The following is a 14,502-nucleotide window of genomic DNA, read 5'->3' on the forward strand; positions in this document are numbered from 1 at the left end:
GCACTGGCATTGCCTAGCTATGATCGACAGCGTTTGAGCGGCATTCGTCGAGGTTGGTGCCCGCCTTGCGATCCCAAAAGGATCAAACGGGTGGCCCGTTCCGACGCTGGCGATGCTCACCGCCTGTCGTTAAGTGAGGCGCTTTCTATAAGTGAGAATCGGTCAAGTCAAGGTGAAACGACAGTCACAAAGCGCTTCTCGCGCCTGTCGAAATCGCTGTTTGCCGTGCTCACCGCGCCTCCCCGATATGGGAACGCCGGGCGTGTTCCGCTACCCTCGCGACCAATTAATATCCGGGTGAAATGTACTTTTGTATCCCTCGCTAAGGCTTTTTTTCCTGTTGATGCGGCAATCTGCCGCCTTCGGCAGAGATTTGCGCCATGCGGTACACCGACATTGCCATTGTTGGCGGGGGTTTGTCCGGCTCGACCGCCGCCGCGATGCTCGGCCGCGCCGGCATTTCAGCCGTGCTGATCGATCCGCATGAGGCCTTTCCGGCAGACTTTCGAGTCGAAAAACTCAGTGGCGAGGTGCAGGTCGAGCGATTCCTGAAGACCGGAATCGGAGAATCGGTGCTGCGGCGCGCGACCTATTCCGGCGAGAACTGGATCGCGAGGTTCGGCCGCCTGCTCGACAAGGCGCCGAGCCGGCAGTTCAACATCCGCTACGATTCCCTGGTCAACGCCGTCCGCGACGAAATCCCTGCGACCGTCGAACGCATCTGCGCCAAGGCCATCGCGGTCGAGACCGGCCCGGAGCGGCAGAGGATCACGCTGTCCAACGACGAGATCGTCTCGGCCCGCCTGGTCGTGCTCGCGAACGGGCTGAACGTCGGCCTGCGCCACCAGCTCGGCATCACCCGCAAGGTCATCAGCGCCTGCCATTCGATCTCGGCCGGTTTCGACATCGCGCCCGCAGGGCGCGCAGCATTCGATTTCCCGGCGCTGACCTATTTCTCGGAGCGGCCGAGTGACCGTATCCCCTACATCACGCTATTTCCGATCGGCACGCGGATGCGCGCCAATTTGTTCGTCTACCGCGGCTTCGACGATCCCTGGCTGCGCGAGCTGCGCCGTGCGCCGGCGAAGACTCTGAACGCCGCCCTGCCGCGGCTGAAGCGCATCACCGGCCCGTTCGACATCGTCAGTGAAATGACGATCCGCCCGGTCGATCTCTATGTGAACGATGCAAGCGGCCAGCCCGGGCTCGTGCTGGTGGGCGATGCCTTCTCGACCTCCTGCCCGGTCGCCGGGACCGGCTGCGACAAGGTCTTCACGGACGTCGAGCGGCTCTGCAACGTCTACATCCCGAAATGGCTGGCCTCCGACGGGATGGATGCTGCCAAGATCGCCGCGTTCTACGCTGACCCGGTCAAGCGGGCCTGCGACGCATGGTCGGCGGCGAAGGCGTTCGACTTCCGCTCAGTCTCGATCGGCACGAGCCCCTATTGGACGGCACAGCGCTGGGCACGCTTCATTGCCTGGTCGGTTCAGGGATTGTTGCGGCCGCTTGGAGGCGCCTTCGATCTGGAGCCGAACGTTCTCGGTCACTCCTCCTCGTCGTCATCGTCCTCGTCATCCTCGAGGTCGTCTTCATCCTCGTCGTCATCGTCGCTGTCGTCGTCGGCGTGAGCCGCAGCGCCGTGCGGCTGGTGGATCTGGTCGTTCCACAGCTGGCGATAGGTACCGTTCTTGGCGAGCAGCTCGGCGTGTGAGCCGCGCTCGATCGCCCTGCCCCCTGAAATCACGATGATCTCGTCCATCTCGACCACCGAGGTCAGGCGGTGGGTCGACCAGATCATGGTACGGCCTTTGGCGACCTTCAGCAGCGTGCGGTTGATCGCGGCTTCCGTGGTCTGGTCGAGCGCCGAGGTGGCCTCGTCCAGCAGCAGAACGGACGGATTGCGGATGATCGCGCGCGCGATCGCGATGCGCTGGCGCTGGCCGCCCGAGAGCGTATCGCCGCGCTCGCCGACCTGCGTATCGTAGCGCTGCGGCAGGCTCATGATGTAGCGGTGGATCTCGGCCTTCTTGGCGGCGTCCTCCACCTCTGCGTCGGTCGCGCCTTCCTTGCCGAGCCGGATGTTCTCGCGGATCGACATGTTGAACAGCATGTTCTCCTGGAACACCACGGCCATGCTCCGGCGCAGCGAATCCAGCGTCACCTTGCGGACATCGACGCCGTCGATGGTAACGCGCCCCTCGTCCGGCACGTAGAGCCGCAGAATCAGGTTGAGCAGCGTGCTCTTGCCCGAGCCCGAGGGGCCGACGATGGCGATGCTCTTGCCGACGTTCAGCTTGAGGCTGAGATTGTCCAGCACCGGCGTCTGGCTGCCCTCGTACTGGAACGTGACGCGGTCGAAGGTGATGTCGTGGGTGATGCGCGGCAGGTCGGGCGCGCCGGGGCGATCGGCGCCGCGCGTCGGCTCGTCGAGCAGCTCCTGGATGTGCCGGATCGCGGCGGCCGAGGAAATCGACACCGGGATGAAATGCATCACATGGGCGATGTTGTAGGAGACCTCCCAGAACGCGCTCTCGAAGGTGACGAAGGTGCCGATGGTGATCTGGCCCTTGGTCGCCAGATACGCACCGATCGCGAGCACCACGAGGTGCAGCAGCAAGACCGAGATCGTGACCGTCCGCTCCACCATGGTCGACAGGAAGGCGGCCGAGGCGATCCTGTTGCGCGTCTCGTCGTTGCGGAAGGTGAAGAAGCCGAACATCTTGCGCTGCAGGCTGAACGCCTTGATCACGGCCTGGGCGCCGATGTTCTCCTGCACCATGCCGAGCAGTGCGGCCTCGTTCTGCTTCTGCTCGTAATTGGCCTGCACCGCCTTCGGGGTGAGGATGCGCGGGCCGATCAACGTGATCGGGAACACCAGCAGCGCGACCACCGCGAGCTGCCAGTTCAGGAACACCATCAGGATGATGCCGGCGATCAATTCCAGGAACGGCAGCGCGGCGCTGTTGGCGAAGGTCTTCACCGAGCCTTCGAAGGCCGAGAGGTCGACCGAGAAGCGCGACAGGATCTCACCGCGCTTGGTACGGCCGAAATAGGCCGCCGGCAGGTCCTGGACGTGCTCGAACAGACGCTTGCGCACGTCGGAGATGATGCAGGCCGCCAGCCGCGCGTCCCAGCGCTCGTACCAGACCGCGACGATCGAGGTGATGATGCCGGCGGCCGCGAGCACGCCGAGGATCTTGTACAGCGCCTGGAAATCCTCCTCGCCGAGCGCGTCGTCGATCAGGTACTTCAGGCTGAGCGGCATGATGACGTTGAACAGCGTCTCGATGATGACGCCGAACGCCACGAATGACAGCATCCGCTTGTAGTTGGTCAGATAGGGCTTGACGAAACCCAGGATGGTCGCGAGCGCGCCGGCGGCCTCGCGCGCGGTAAAGACGACGAGGTCCTCGTCCTCATCGTCGTCGTCGAGTTCCAGCTCGTCATCTTCCTCGTCTTCGTCGTCCTCGTCTTTTTCCAGATCGGGCTTGGCGGCGGAGGCGAGCTTGTCGTCGAGCTCGGCCGCCTCTTCAGCGGCGAGCTTCTGTTTGTCGGGCGAGAGAGGCTTGGACGCCATGAAACCAACCGATGCTGACGGCCGGCATGACCGCAGAGAAAGCAGGAGATAGCGGCCAGCCGCTATTGCACCGATTCTATGCGATCACGATGAATTCGGCAAAGCAATTGGCGAATTCACCCGATCTTAAGGGCTAGTCGTCGTCCTCGTCCTCGACCTTGTCGAAGAACGAATAACGCAAAGAGTCCGCGTCGGCGTACCACTGGCCCGGGCCCTTGTTGGCGGCGAGCGTCGCCTCCCAGAGCGCATCGGTGCAGTCCTTGCGGTGCATCGACAGATCGAAGCCGTTGCCGAAGAACAGCTCGGACCATTCCCACCAGGTGCCGAGCTTCTTGACCCCGCGCAGCAGGTCGTAGCGGTCGATCAGAGCCGGCGCCATGTCCGAGGTGACCGAGCCGAACACGACGCCGGTCTTGACCACGCGGTTGAGCTCACGGATCGCGCGGACCACCTGCTTCGGGGACACGTGGCAGAGGCTGGTCTCGAACACGAAGTCGAACGTGCCGTCCTTGAACGGCATGTCGGTGATCGAGCCGAGCTTGTTGTACTTCTTCAGCGCCTTCGGCGTCATGGCATGGATGGCACGGTTGCTCTCGATGCCCCAGGCATCGATGCCCCGCTCGCGCAGCGCGCCGACCAGTTCCCCACTGGCCGAGCCCGCGACAAGAACCTTTGAACCCTTGGCCTTGCCCCAGACGATGCCGATCAGTTTGGTCAGATAGTCGGGATCGGTGAAGTGCTGCCACGCCTCGCTGTAGGGACCGAGGCCGCGGTAGTTCTCGAAATAGTCGCGGTCGATCTTGTCGGAGAGCGGCTTGTCCTCCTGCGCGCGTTCGCGGCGCAGGCGCATCATCTCGGTCAGGATGATGTCGGTGGCCGCATCCGAGGAGTCGAGCAGGCCGTTGAGCGTCGAGTCGAACAGATAGTCGCCGACCACGACGATCCCGGGATGTTCCTTCGGCTCGGGCCGGTGATTGGTCATGACGTCGCGCACGGGCAGACCGCCCGGCAGCGCGTTCACCGACGACAGCCAGCGGTGGATCTTGCCTTCCATGAAATGCGCGCGCGCATCGCCGAGCGAGGCCGGCAGCGATTTCAGGGCGGCGTCGATCAGCTCCTGATCGGAGAGATTGGCGAAGGCCAGCGCGTCGGAGCCGGGAATGAGCCAGTTCAGCACACCATGCTTGCCGACATCGTGGCGCGCGCCCTCGTTGTAGACGCAGCAGCCGCCAAAGGCTTCCGACATGAACCAGGCGCCGGGAATCTTCTCACCCCAGAACGGCTCGTCGAACAGGATCGAGACGCGCAAATAGTGCGCCGGACGGTCGAAATACGAGACGTGCTTGACCATCGACTTGCGCAGCTGCTCGCCCTCCCAGCCGACGGTGGCGAGCCAGGAATGCGGCAAGCAGACCAGAACGAGGTCGAAATCGCGCGTCTCCGGGCCCTTGCCGTTCATCATCTTGAGCTGGTAGCGGCCGGTCGGCGCCTTGCCGACGGTGAGCACGCGGTGATTGAGCTGGATGTCGGCATTGACCTCCGACTGCAGGCACTCGATCAGCTGCTCGTTGCCGTTCTGGATGGAGTAGAGGCCGATATAGCCGTCGACGTCCATCAGGTAGTTCTTGAGCGCGTTGAGGCCGTTGGTGCTGTGGCTCTCGGTGGCAATGTCCGAGCGCGCCATCACCTTGAAGAAGCGCTTTGCAGTCTCGTCCTCGACCTCTTCGTCGAGCACCTGCTCGGCGGTCTTGTAGGCCCAGGGATTCTCGTTGTCGTGCGCGCCGACGCCCTCGTAATATTCGATCGGCGACATCACTTCGGTGCAGCGCTTGCGGAACGCCTCGATCGCGGCCGCGGTCTTGGCGCCGTATTTGCGGCGCATGCCGGGCACATCGTTGAGCAGTTCGCCGCCGAACTGCACCTGCTCGGCGTCCATCGGAATGGTCTGGAGACCGAAATGCTGGATCAGCTCGCGCAGCGGATCCGGCCCCGTCATCGAGTAGTCGTAGATCTCGGCAACGCCGGCCTCGTACATCGCGGGGGCGGAATCGAATTTGCGCGTGACGATCTTGCCGCCGAGCCGGTCGGATGCCTCGTAGATGGTGACGCGGCAGAGATCGCCGAGCTTGCGCTTCAGATACCAGGCGCTCATCAGCCCGCCGGGGCCGCCGCCTACGATTGCGAGATCAAGCATGTCAGTTCCGTGGTCTCCGGCCCTGCCCCCGTCACGGGATCCACCGGTCTAAGCTCTCCTAGCAGAAGCGCTTTTGCGCCTGAAGGAAAGATGAACAAAGGTTGATCCTGCACCGCAGCAAGCAAACAAAGCAGCAAAAAGGCCGGCTTTCGCCGGCCTTTTCATTGTCCTCGGTATTCCTACGGATGAACGATCATTCCGCGGGCGGCAGCGCAGGAAGCTCAGCTTCCGGCGCGGGCGGCACGACGGACGCCTGCTTCTCGCGCTCGTCCAGGATAAGCTTGTCGCGCTTCATCGCGACTTCGCGGATCTTGGCCATGGAGGCGCCGGTGCCTGCCGGGATCAACCGGCCGACGATGACGTTCTCCTTGAGGCCTTCGAGCGGATCGATCTTGCCGTTGACCGCCGCCTCGGTGAGGACGCGGGTGGTCTCCTGGAACGAGGCCGCCGAGAAGAACGAGCGGGTCTGCAGGCTCGCCTTGGTGATGCCGAGCAGAACCGGCGTTCCCGTGGCGGGCTTCTTGCCCTCTTCCTTGGCCTTCTCGTTCAGCGCGTCGAACTCGATCTTGTCGACCTGCTCGCCGGAGATCATGTCCGTGTCGCCCTGGTCGGTGACTTCCACCTTCTGGAGCATCTGACGGACAATCACCTCGATGTGCTTGTCGTTGATGAGCACGCCCTGGAGCCGGTAGACCTCCTGGATTTCGTTGACCAGGTAGGCCGCGAGCTCCTCGATGCCCTTGACCGCAAGGATGTCGTGCGGCGCCGGGTTGCCTTCGACGATGAAGTCGCCCTTTTCGACGACGTCGCCGTCCTGAAGGTGGATGTGCTTGCCCTTCGGGATCAGGTACTCGCGCGGCTCCTCGGTCTTGTCCATCGGCTCGATCGAGATGCGACGCTTGTTCTTGTAGTCGCGCCCGAACCGGATGGTGCCCGCGATTTCGGCGATGATCGCCGCATCCTTCGGACGCCGGGCCTCGAACAGTTCCGCCACCCGCGGCAGACCGCCGGTGATGTCACGCGTCTTGGCGCTTTCGGTCGAGACACGGGCGAGGATGTCGCCCGGATTGACCTTGGCTCCGACGTCGACCGAGAGAATGGCGTCGACCGACAGCATGTAGCGGGCATCGCCGCCACGGGGCAGCTTGAGCACCTTGCCGTCCTTGCCCTTGACCACGATGGCCGGACGCAGGTCCGACCCGCCGCGGGTCGAGCGCCAGTCGATGACCACGCGCTTGGCGATACCGGTGGCCTCGTCGAGCGTTTCCGAGATCGACTGCCCCTCGACCAGATCCTCGAAGCCGATGGTACCTTCGACTTCGGTGAGGAGCGGACGGGTGTAGGGATCCCACTCGACGACGCGCTGGCCCCGCTTGACCATGTCGCCCTCGTCGACGTGCAGGCGCGAGCCGTACTGGACGCGGTGCGTCGCACGCTCGGTGCCGTCGGCATCGACGATCGCCACCACCATGTTGCGCACCATCGCGATCAGGTGACCTTCGCTGTTGCGGGCGATGGCCTTGTTCCGGATCACGATCTTGCCGTCGAAGTTGGCTTCGACGAAGGACTGCTCGTTGAGCTGCGCCGCACCACCGATGTGGAAGGTGCGCATGGTCAGCTGGGTGCCCGGCTCACCGATCGACTGCGCCGCGATGACGCCGACGGCTTCACCGTGGTTGACCGGCGTGCCGCGGGCGAGGTCGCGGCCGTAGCACTTGCCGCAGATGCCGTTGACGAGTTCGCAGGTCAGCGCCGAGCGGATCTTCACCTCCTGCACACCACCTTGCTGGATGGCGTCCAGATGGCTCTCTTCCATCAGCGTGTCGCGCTTGATGATCACCTTGCCCGAGCTGTCACGGATGTCTTCGCAGGCCGTGCGTCCGAGGATGCGCGAGCCGAGCGAAGCCACCACGGTGCCGGCGTCGACGATGGCGCGCATCTTGATGCCGAGCTTGGTGCCGCAGTCGCTCTGCGTGATGATGCAGTCCTGCGCGACGTCGACCAGACGACGGGTCAGGTAGCCCGAGTTCGCGGTCTTCAACGCGGTGTCCGCGAGGCCCTTGCGGGCGCCGTGGGTCGAGTTGAAGTACTCGAGAACCGAGAGGCCTTCCTTGAAGTTCGAGATGATCGGCGTCTCGATGATCTCACCCGACGGCTTGGCCATCAGGCCGCGCATGCCGGCGAGCTGGCGCATCTGGGCCGGCGAACCGCGGGCACCGGAGTGAGCCATCATGTAGATCGAGTTGATGTCGGCATCGGCCCCGCTCGCCGTCTTCTTGGTGGCGGAGATCTCCTTCATCATCGCCTTGGCGATTTCTTCCGTGGCCTTCGACCAGGCGTCGACGACCTTGTTGTACTTCTCGCCATGGGTGATCAGACCGTCGTTGTACTGCTGCTCGAAATCCTTCGCCAGGGTACGGGTGGTATCGACGATCTTCCACTTGCCGTGCGGTACGACCATGTCGTCCTTGCCGAACGAGATGCCGGCCTTGAACGCGTTGTAGAAGCCGAGCGCCATGATGCGGTCGCAGAAGATCACCGTCTCCTTCTGGCCGCAGTGGCGGTAGACCTGGTCGATGACGCCCGAGATCTCGCGCTTGGTCATGAGCTTGTTGATGATCTCGTACGAGATGCGCGGGTTCTTCGGCAGCAAATTGCCGAGCATGACGCGGCCCGCGGTGGTCTCGATCCAGCGCTTGGAGACCTTGCCGGTCTCGTCCATGCCTTCCCACCGGTACTTGATCTTGGTGTGGAGGTGGATGACCTTCGCGTGCAGGGCGTGCTCGAGCTCGGCCATGTCGCCGAACACCTTGCCCTCGCCGGGCAGGCCTTCGCGCATGATCGAGACGTAGTAGAGACCGAGCACGATGTCCTGCGACGGCACGATGATCGGCTGGCCGTTCGCCGGATGCAGGATGTTGTTGGTCGACATCATCAGGACGCGCGCTTCCAGCTGCGCTTCGAGCGACAGCGGAACGTGCACGGCCATCTGGTCGCCGTCGAAGTCGGCGTTGAACGCGGAGCAGACCAGCGGGTGAAGCTGGATCGCCTTGCCCTCGATCAGCACGGGCTCGAACGCCTGGATGCCGAGTCGGTGCAGCGTCGGCGCGCGGTTGAGCAGCACCGGATGCTCGCGGATGACCTCGTCCAGGATGTCCCAGACCTCGGGCCGCTCCTTCTCGACCAGCTTCTTGGCCTGCTTCACGGTGGTGGACAGGCCCTTGGCGTCAAGCCGCGAATAGATGAACGGCTTGAACAGCTCGAGCGCCATCTTCTTCGGCAGGCCGCACTGATGCAGGCGCAGCTCGGGACCGACCACGATCACCGAACGGCCCGAATAGTCGACGCGCTTGCCGAGCAGGTTCTGACGGAAGCGGCCCTGCTTGCCCTTGAGCATGTCGGCGAGCGACTTCAGCGGACGCTTGTTGGCGCCGGTGATGACGCGGCCGCGGCGGCCGTTGTCGAACAGCGCATCGACCGCTTCCTGAAGCATGCGCTTCTCGTTGCGGATGATGATGTCGGGCGCACGCAGCTCCATCAGCCGCTTCAAGCGGTTGTTGCGGTTGATGACGCGGCGGTAGAGGTCGTTGAGGTCGGAGGTCGCGAAGCGGCCGCCGTCCAGCGGCACCAGCGGACGCAAGTCCGGCGGAATCACCGGGACCACGGTCATGATCATCCATTCCGGCTTGTTGCCGGAGTGGCGGAACGCTTCCACGATCTTCAGGCGCTTGGCGAGCTTCTTGTGCTTGATGTCGGAGTCGGTCTCCTGCATCTCGACACGCAGCGAGGCCTCGAGCTTCTCGAGGTCCATGCCCTTGAGCAGCTCGCGGATCGCTTCGGCGCCGATCATGGCGGTGAAGCTGTCCTGGCCGTACTCGTCCTGCGCCTTCAGATACTCGTCTTCCGACAAGAGCTGGCGGTCCTTCAGCGCGGTGAGGCCCGGCTCCAGCACGACGTAGTATTCGAAGTAGAGGATCCGCTCGAGATCCTTCAGCGTCATGTCGAGCAGCAGGCCGATGCGCGAGGGCAGCGACTTCAGGAACCAGATGTGGGCGACGGGGGCCGCGAGCTCGATATGGCCCATGCGCTCGCGCCGGACGCGCGACAGCGTGACCTCGACCGAGCACTTCTCGCAGATGATGCCCTTGTACTTCATGCGCTTGTACTTGCCGCACAAGCACTCGTAGTCCTTGATCGGCCCGAAGATGCGGGCGCAGAACAGGCCGTCGCGCTCGGGCTTGAAGGTACGGTAGTTGATGGTCTCCGGCTTCTTGATCTCGCCGTAGGACCAGGACAGAATCTTCTCTGGAGACGCGATCGAGATCCGGATCTGGTCGAAGACCTGAGCCGGCGTCGTCGGGTTGAAGAGATTCATAATTTCTTGGTTCATCGTCTTCTCCTCGCGTGCCGGTCGCCTCCGGCCGCAAATTCGAAAATCACTCGTGCACGGCGCCCTGCCCTCAAGGCCTCGGGAGGGGCGCCAATGCCCGGCCGCGAAGGCCGGGCATGACAGGTCGAATTACTCGGCCGCTTCCGACGTCGGCGCCGGTCCCATCTTGGAATTGTGCAGGTCGACGTTGAGGCCGAGCGAGCGCATTTCCTTGACCAGCACGTTGAACGATTCCGGAATACCGGCCTCGAACGTGTCGTCGCCGCGCACGATCGCCTCGTACACCTTGGTGCGGCCGGCGACGTCGTCCGACTTCACCGTCAGCATTTCCTGGAGCGTGTACGCCGCGCCGTAAGCCTCGAGCGCCCACACCTCCATTTCGCCGAAGCGCTGGCCGCCGAACTGCGCCTTGCCGCCCAGCGGCTGCTGGGTGACGAGCGAGTACGGACCGATCGAACGCGCATGGATCTTGTCGTCGACGAGATGGTGCAGCTTGAGCATGTAGATGTAGCCCACCGTCACCTTGCGATCGAACGGATCGCCGGTGCGGCCGTCATAGACGGTCGACTGACCCGAAGCGTCGAGACCGGCCAGCTTCAGCATCTCCTCGATGTCGGCTTCCTTGGCGCCGTCGAACACCGGGGTTGCGATCGGCACGCCGCGGCTGAGGTTATGACCGAGTTCGAGCAGCTCGTTGTCGTTGAGCGACTTGATGGTCTCGTCCTCGCCGTAGACCTTCTTCAAGGTTTCCTTCAGCGGCTTGATGTCCTGCTTCGACAAATAGGCATCGACCGTCTGGCCGATACGCTTGCCGAGGCCGGCACAGGCCCAGCCGAGATGGGTCTCGAGGATCTGTCCGACGTTCATGCGCGAGGGCACGCCCAGCGGATTGAGCACGATGTCGGCGTGCGTACCGTCTTCGAGGAACGGCATGTCCTCGATCGGCACGATCTTCGACACCACGCCCTTGTTGCCGTGGCGGCCGGCCATCTTGTCGCCGGGCTGGATCTTGCGCTTCACCGCGACGAAGACCTTGACCATCTTCATCACGCCGGGCGGCAGTTCGTCGCCGCGCTGAAGCTTCTCGACCTTGTCGAGGAAGCGCTGCTCGAGCCCCTTCTTCGACTCGTCGTACTGCTTCCGCATGGCCTCGATCTCGGCCATCAGCTTGTCGTTCGGCGAGGCGAACAGCCACCACTGCGACTTCGGGTACTCCTCGAGCACCGCACGGGTGATCTTGGTGTCCTTCTTGAAGCCCTTCGGGCCCGCAATGCCCTGCCGCCCTTCGAGCAGCTCGGCAAGACGGTTGTAGACGTTGCGGTCCAGGATCGCCTGCTCGTCGTCGCGGTCCTTGGCCAGACGCTCGATCTCTTCCCGCTCGATCGCCAGCGCACGCTCGTCCTTGTCGACGCCGTGACGGTTGAACACGCGCACTTCCACGATGGTGCCCTGCACGCCCGGAGGAACGCGCAGCGAGGTGTCGCGGACGTCGGAGGCCTTCTCGCCGAAGATGGCGCGCAGGAGCTTCTCTTCCGGCGTCATCGGGCTTTCGCCCTTCGGCGTGATCTTGCCGACCAGGATGTCGCCGGCGCGCACTTCCGCACCGATGTAGACGATGCCGGCTTCGTCGAGGTTCTTCAGCGCTTCTTCCGAAACGTTCGGAATGTCGCGGGTGATTTCCTCAGGTCCCAGCTTGGTGTCGCGGGCCATCACCTCGAATTCCTCGATGTGGATCGAGGTGAAGACGTCTTCCTTCACGATCCGCTCGGAGAGCAGGATCGAGTCTTCGAAGTTGTAGCCGTTCCACGGCATGAACGCGACGAGCACGTTACGGCCGAGCGCGAGCTCGCCGAGATCGGTCGACGGACCGTCGGCGATGATGTCACCCTTCTTGACGATGTCGCCGACCTTCACCAGCGGACGCTGGTTGATGCAGGTCGACTGGTTGGAGCGCTGGTACTTCATCAGGCGATAGATATCGACGCCCGACTTGGTCGGATCGAGATCTTCCGTGGCGCGGATGACGACGCGGGTCGCGTCGATCTGGTCGATCACGCCCGAACGGCGCGCCGCGATCGCAGCACCCGAGTCACGGGCAACGACACCCTCCATGCCGGTGCCGACGAACGGCGCCTCGGCGCGAACCAGCGGCACCGCCTGGCGCTGCATGTTCGAGCCCATCAGCGCGCGGTTGGCGTCGTCGTTCTCGAGGAACGGGATCAGCGCCGCAGCGACCGAGACGAGCTGCTTCGGCGACACGTCCATGTAGTCGACCTTGTCCGGCGTCACCGGCAAGACTTCGCCGGCGTGACGGCAGACCACGAGGTCTTCGGTAAAGCGGCCCTTCGGGTCGAGCGGCACGTTGGCCTGCGCGACCGTGTAGCGGCCCTCTTCCATTGCCGAGAGGTACACGACCTCGTCGGTGACGCGGCCGTCCTTGACCTTGCGATACGGCGTCTCGACGAAGCCGTACTTGTTCACGCGCGCGAAGGTCGCGAGCGAGTTGATCAGGCCGATGTTCGGACCTTCCGGCGTCTCGATCGGGCAGATGCGGCCGTAATGCGTCGGATGCACGTCGCGCACCTCGAAGCCGGCGCGCTCGCGGGTCAGACCGCCCGGTCCAAGTGCCGACAGGCGGCGCTTGTGGGTGATCTCGCTGAGCGGGTTGGTCTGGTCCATGAACTGCGAGAGCTGCGAGGAGCCGAAGAACTCGCGCACGGCGGCTGCCGCGGGCTTCGCGTTGATCAGGTCCTGCGGCATGACCGTGTCGATGTCGACCGAGGACATGCGCTCCTTGATCGCGCGCTCCATACGCAGGAGGCCGATGCGGTACTGGTTCTCCATGAGCTCGCCGACCGAGCGCACACGGCGGTTGCCGAGATGGTCGATGTCGTCGATCTCGCCCTTGCCGTCGCGCAGATCCACCAGCGTCTTGATGACGGAGAGGATGTCTTCCTTGCGCAGCGTACGCTGGGTGTCGGGCGCATCGAGGTCGAGACGCATGTTCATCTTGACGCGGCCGACCGCGGAGAGGTCGTAACGCTCGGCGTCGAAGAACAGCGACTGGAACATGGCCTGCGCCGATTCCAGCGTCGGCGGCTCGCCCGGACGCATCACGCGGTAGATGTCGAACAGCGCGTCCTCACGCGTCATGTTCTTGTCGGCCGAGAGCGTGTTGCGGATGTAGGGACCGACATTGACGTGGTCGATGTCGAGCAGCGGCAGCTCCTTGTAGCCCTGCTCGTTGAGCGCCTTCATCAGCTTGTCGGTGATTTCCTCACCGGCTTCGGCGTGGATCTCACCGGTCTTCGGGTTGACGAGGTCCTCGGCGACGTAGTTGCCGACCAGCTCCTCGTCGGCCATGCGCAGCGCCTTCAGCCCCTTCTCCTGGAGCTGGCGGGCGGCACGGACGGTGAGCTTCTTGCCGGCCTCGAGCACGACCTTGCCGGTATCGGCGTCGATCAAATCGTTGACGGTCGAGTAGCCGCGGAAACGGTTGGCGTCGAACGGAACGCGCCAGCCTTCCTTGGTCCGCTTGTAGAGGATCTTCTTGTAGAACGTGGACAGGATCGCCTCGCCATCGAGGCCGAGGGCGAACATCAGCGACGTCACCGGAATCTTGCGGCGACGGTCGATACGCGCATAGACGATGTCCTTGGCGTCGAACTCGATGTCGAGCCAGGAGCCGCGATACGGGATGACGCGGGCGGCGAACAGCAGCTTGCCCGAGGAATGGGTCTTGCCCTTGTCGTGGTCGAAGAACACGCCGGGCGAACGGTGCATCTGCGAGACGATGACGCGCTCGGTGCCGTTCACGATGAAGGTGCCGTTCATCGTCATGAGCGGGATGTCGCCCATGTAGACGTCCTGCTCCTTGATGTCCTTCACCGACTTTGCGCCGGTTTCCTCGTCGATATCGAACACGATGAGGCGCAACGTCACCTTGAGGGGGGCCGCGAAGGTCATGCCGCGCTGGCGGCACTCGTCGACGTCATATTTCGGCTGCTCGAACTCGTAGCGGACGAATTCCAGCATCGAGGTGCCCGAGAAATCGGAGATCGGGAACACCGAGCGGAACACCGCCTGCAGACCCTCGTCGAGACGACCGCCCTGGGGTTCGTCGACCATCAGGAACTGGTCATAGGACGCCTTCTGAACCTCGATGAGGTTCGGCATCTCGGCGACTTCCTTGATGTGTCCGAAGAACTTGCGAACGCGTTTGCGACCGGTGAATGTCTGCTGCGCCATCGTGGCCTCTCATTTCGTCGCCCGCTCTGGGCGCGCCGTCCGGAACGCGGCTGCCACCGCTCCCCGGGTTGAATTTTTCGAACCCGTTTT

5 protein-coding genes are annotated in these 14,502 nt (G+C 63.7%); 1 reads left to right on the forward strand and 4 read right to left on the reverse strand.

The features are described 5' to 3' along the window. The first annotated feature begins 380 nt into the window (after window positions 1-380). A complete protein-coding gene (locus JQ592_RS30635) occupies window positions 381-1,631 on the forward strand; it encodes an FAD-dependent oxidoreductase (protein WP_211406470.1) in 1,251 nt (416 codons plus the stop codon). On the opposite strand, the gene JQ592_RS30640 is transcribed toward JQ592_RS30635, so the two are convergent. From JQ592_RS30640 to rpoB, 4 genes are all read right to left on the reverse strand, one after another. Further along, window positions 1,547-3,580 (reverse strand): ABC transporter ATP-binding protein, encoded by a 2,034-nt coding sequence (locus tag JQ592_RS30640; protein WP_211406471.1) that lies wholly within the window; start codon window positions 3,578-3,580, stop codon window positions 1,547-1,549. The genes JQ592_RS30635 and JQ592_RS30640 overlap by 85 nt on opposite strands. A 133-nt stretch (window positions 3,581-3,713) precedes the next feature. Continuing rightward, complete coding sequence (locus tag JQ592_RS30645; protein WP_211406472.1) at window positions 3,714-5,774, reverse strand: FAD-dependent oxidoreductase; 2,061 nt, start codon at window positions 5,772-5,774, stop codon at window positions 3,714-3,716. A gap of 193 nt (window positions 5,775-5,967) precedes the next feature. Next, window positions 5,968-10,164: a DNA-directed RNA polymerase subunit beta' gene (gene rpoC / locus JQ592_RS30650; RefSeq protein WP_211406473.1), complete on the reverse strand. Its 4,197-nt coding sequence runs from the start codon at window positions 10,162-10,164 to the stop codon at window positions 5,968-5,970. A 129-nt stretch (window positions 10,165-10,293) separates the two neighbouring features. After that, entirely contained in the window at window positions 10,294-14,412 is a 4,119-nt protein-coding gene (rpoB, locus tag JQ592_RS30655; RefSeq protein WP_183245041.1) for a DNA-directed RNA polymerase subunit beta, read from the reverse strand. Window positions 14,413-14,502: the final 90 nt, after the last annotated feature.

Origin of the sequence: Bradyrhizobium iriomotense, assembly GCF_018129405.1 — a bacterium.
In the GTDB taxonomy this organism is placed as follows: domain Bacteria; phylum Pseudomonadota; class Alphaproteobacteria; order Rhizobiales; family Xanthobacteraceae; genus Bradyrhizobium; species Bradyrhizobium iriomotense_B.

Bases quoted from the DNA above. Each gene is read 5' to 3' on its own strand.
- JQ592_RS30635 (WP_211406470.1), top strand. From the start codon at position 381: ATGCGGTACACCGACATTGCCATTGTTGGCGGGGGTTTGTCCGGCTCG.
- JQ592_RS30640 (WP_211406471.1), bottom strand. From the start codon at position 3,580: ATGGCGTCCAAGCCTCTCTCGCCCGACAAACAGAAGCTCGCCGCTGAA.
- JQ592_RS30645 (WP_211406472.1), bottom strand. From the start codon at position 5,774: ATGCTTGATCTCGCAATCGTAGGCGGCGGCCCCGGCGGGCTGATGAGC.
- rpoC (WP_211406473.1), bottom strand. From the start codon at position 10,164: ATGAACCAAGAAATTATGAATCTCTTCAACCCGACGACGCCGGCTCAG.
- rpoB (WP_183245041.1), bottom strand. From the start codon at position 14,412: ATGGCGCAGCAGACATTCACCGGTCGCAAACGCGTTCGCAAGTTCTTC.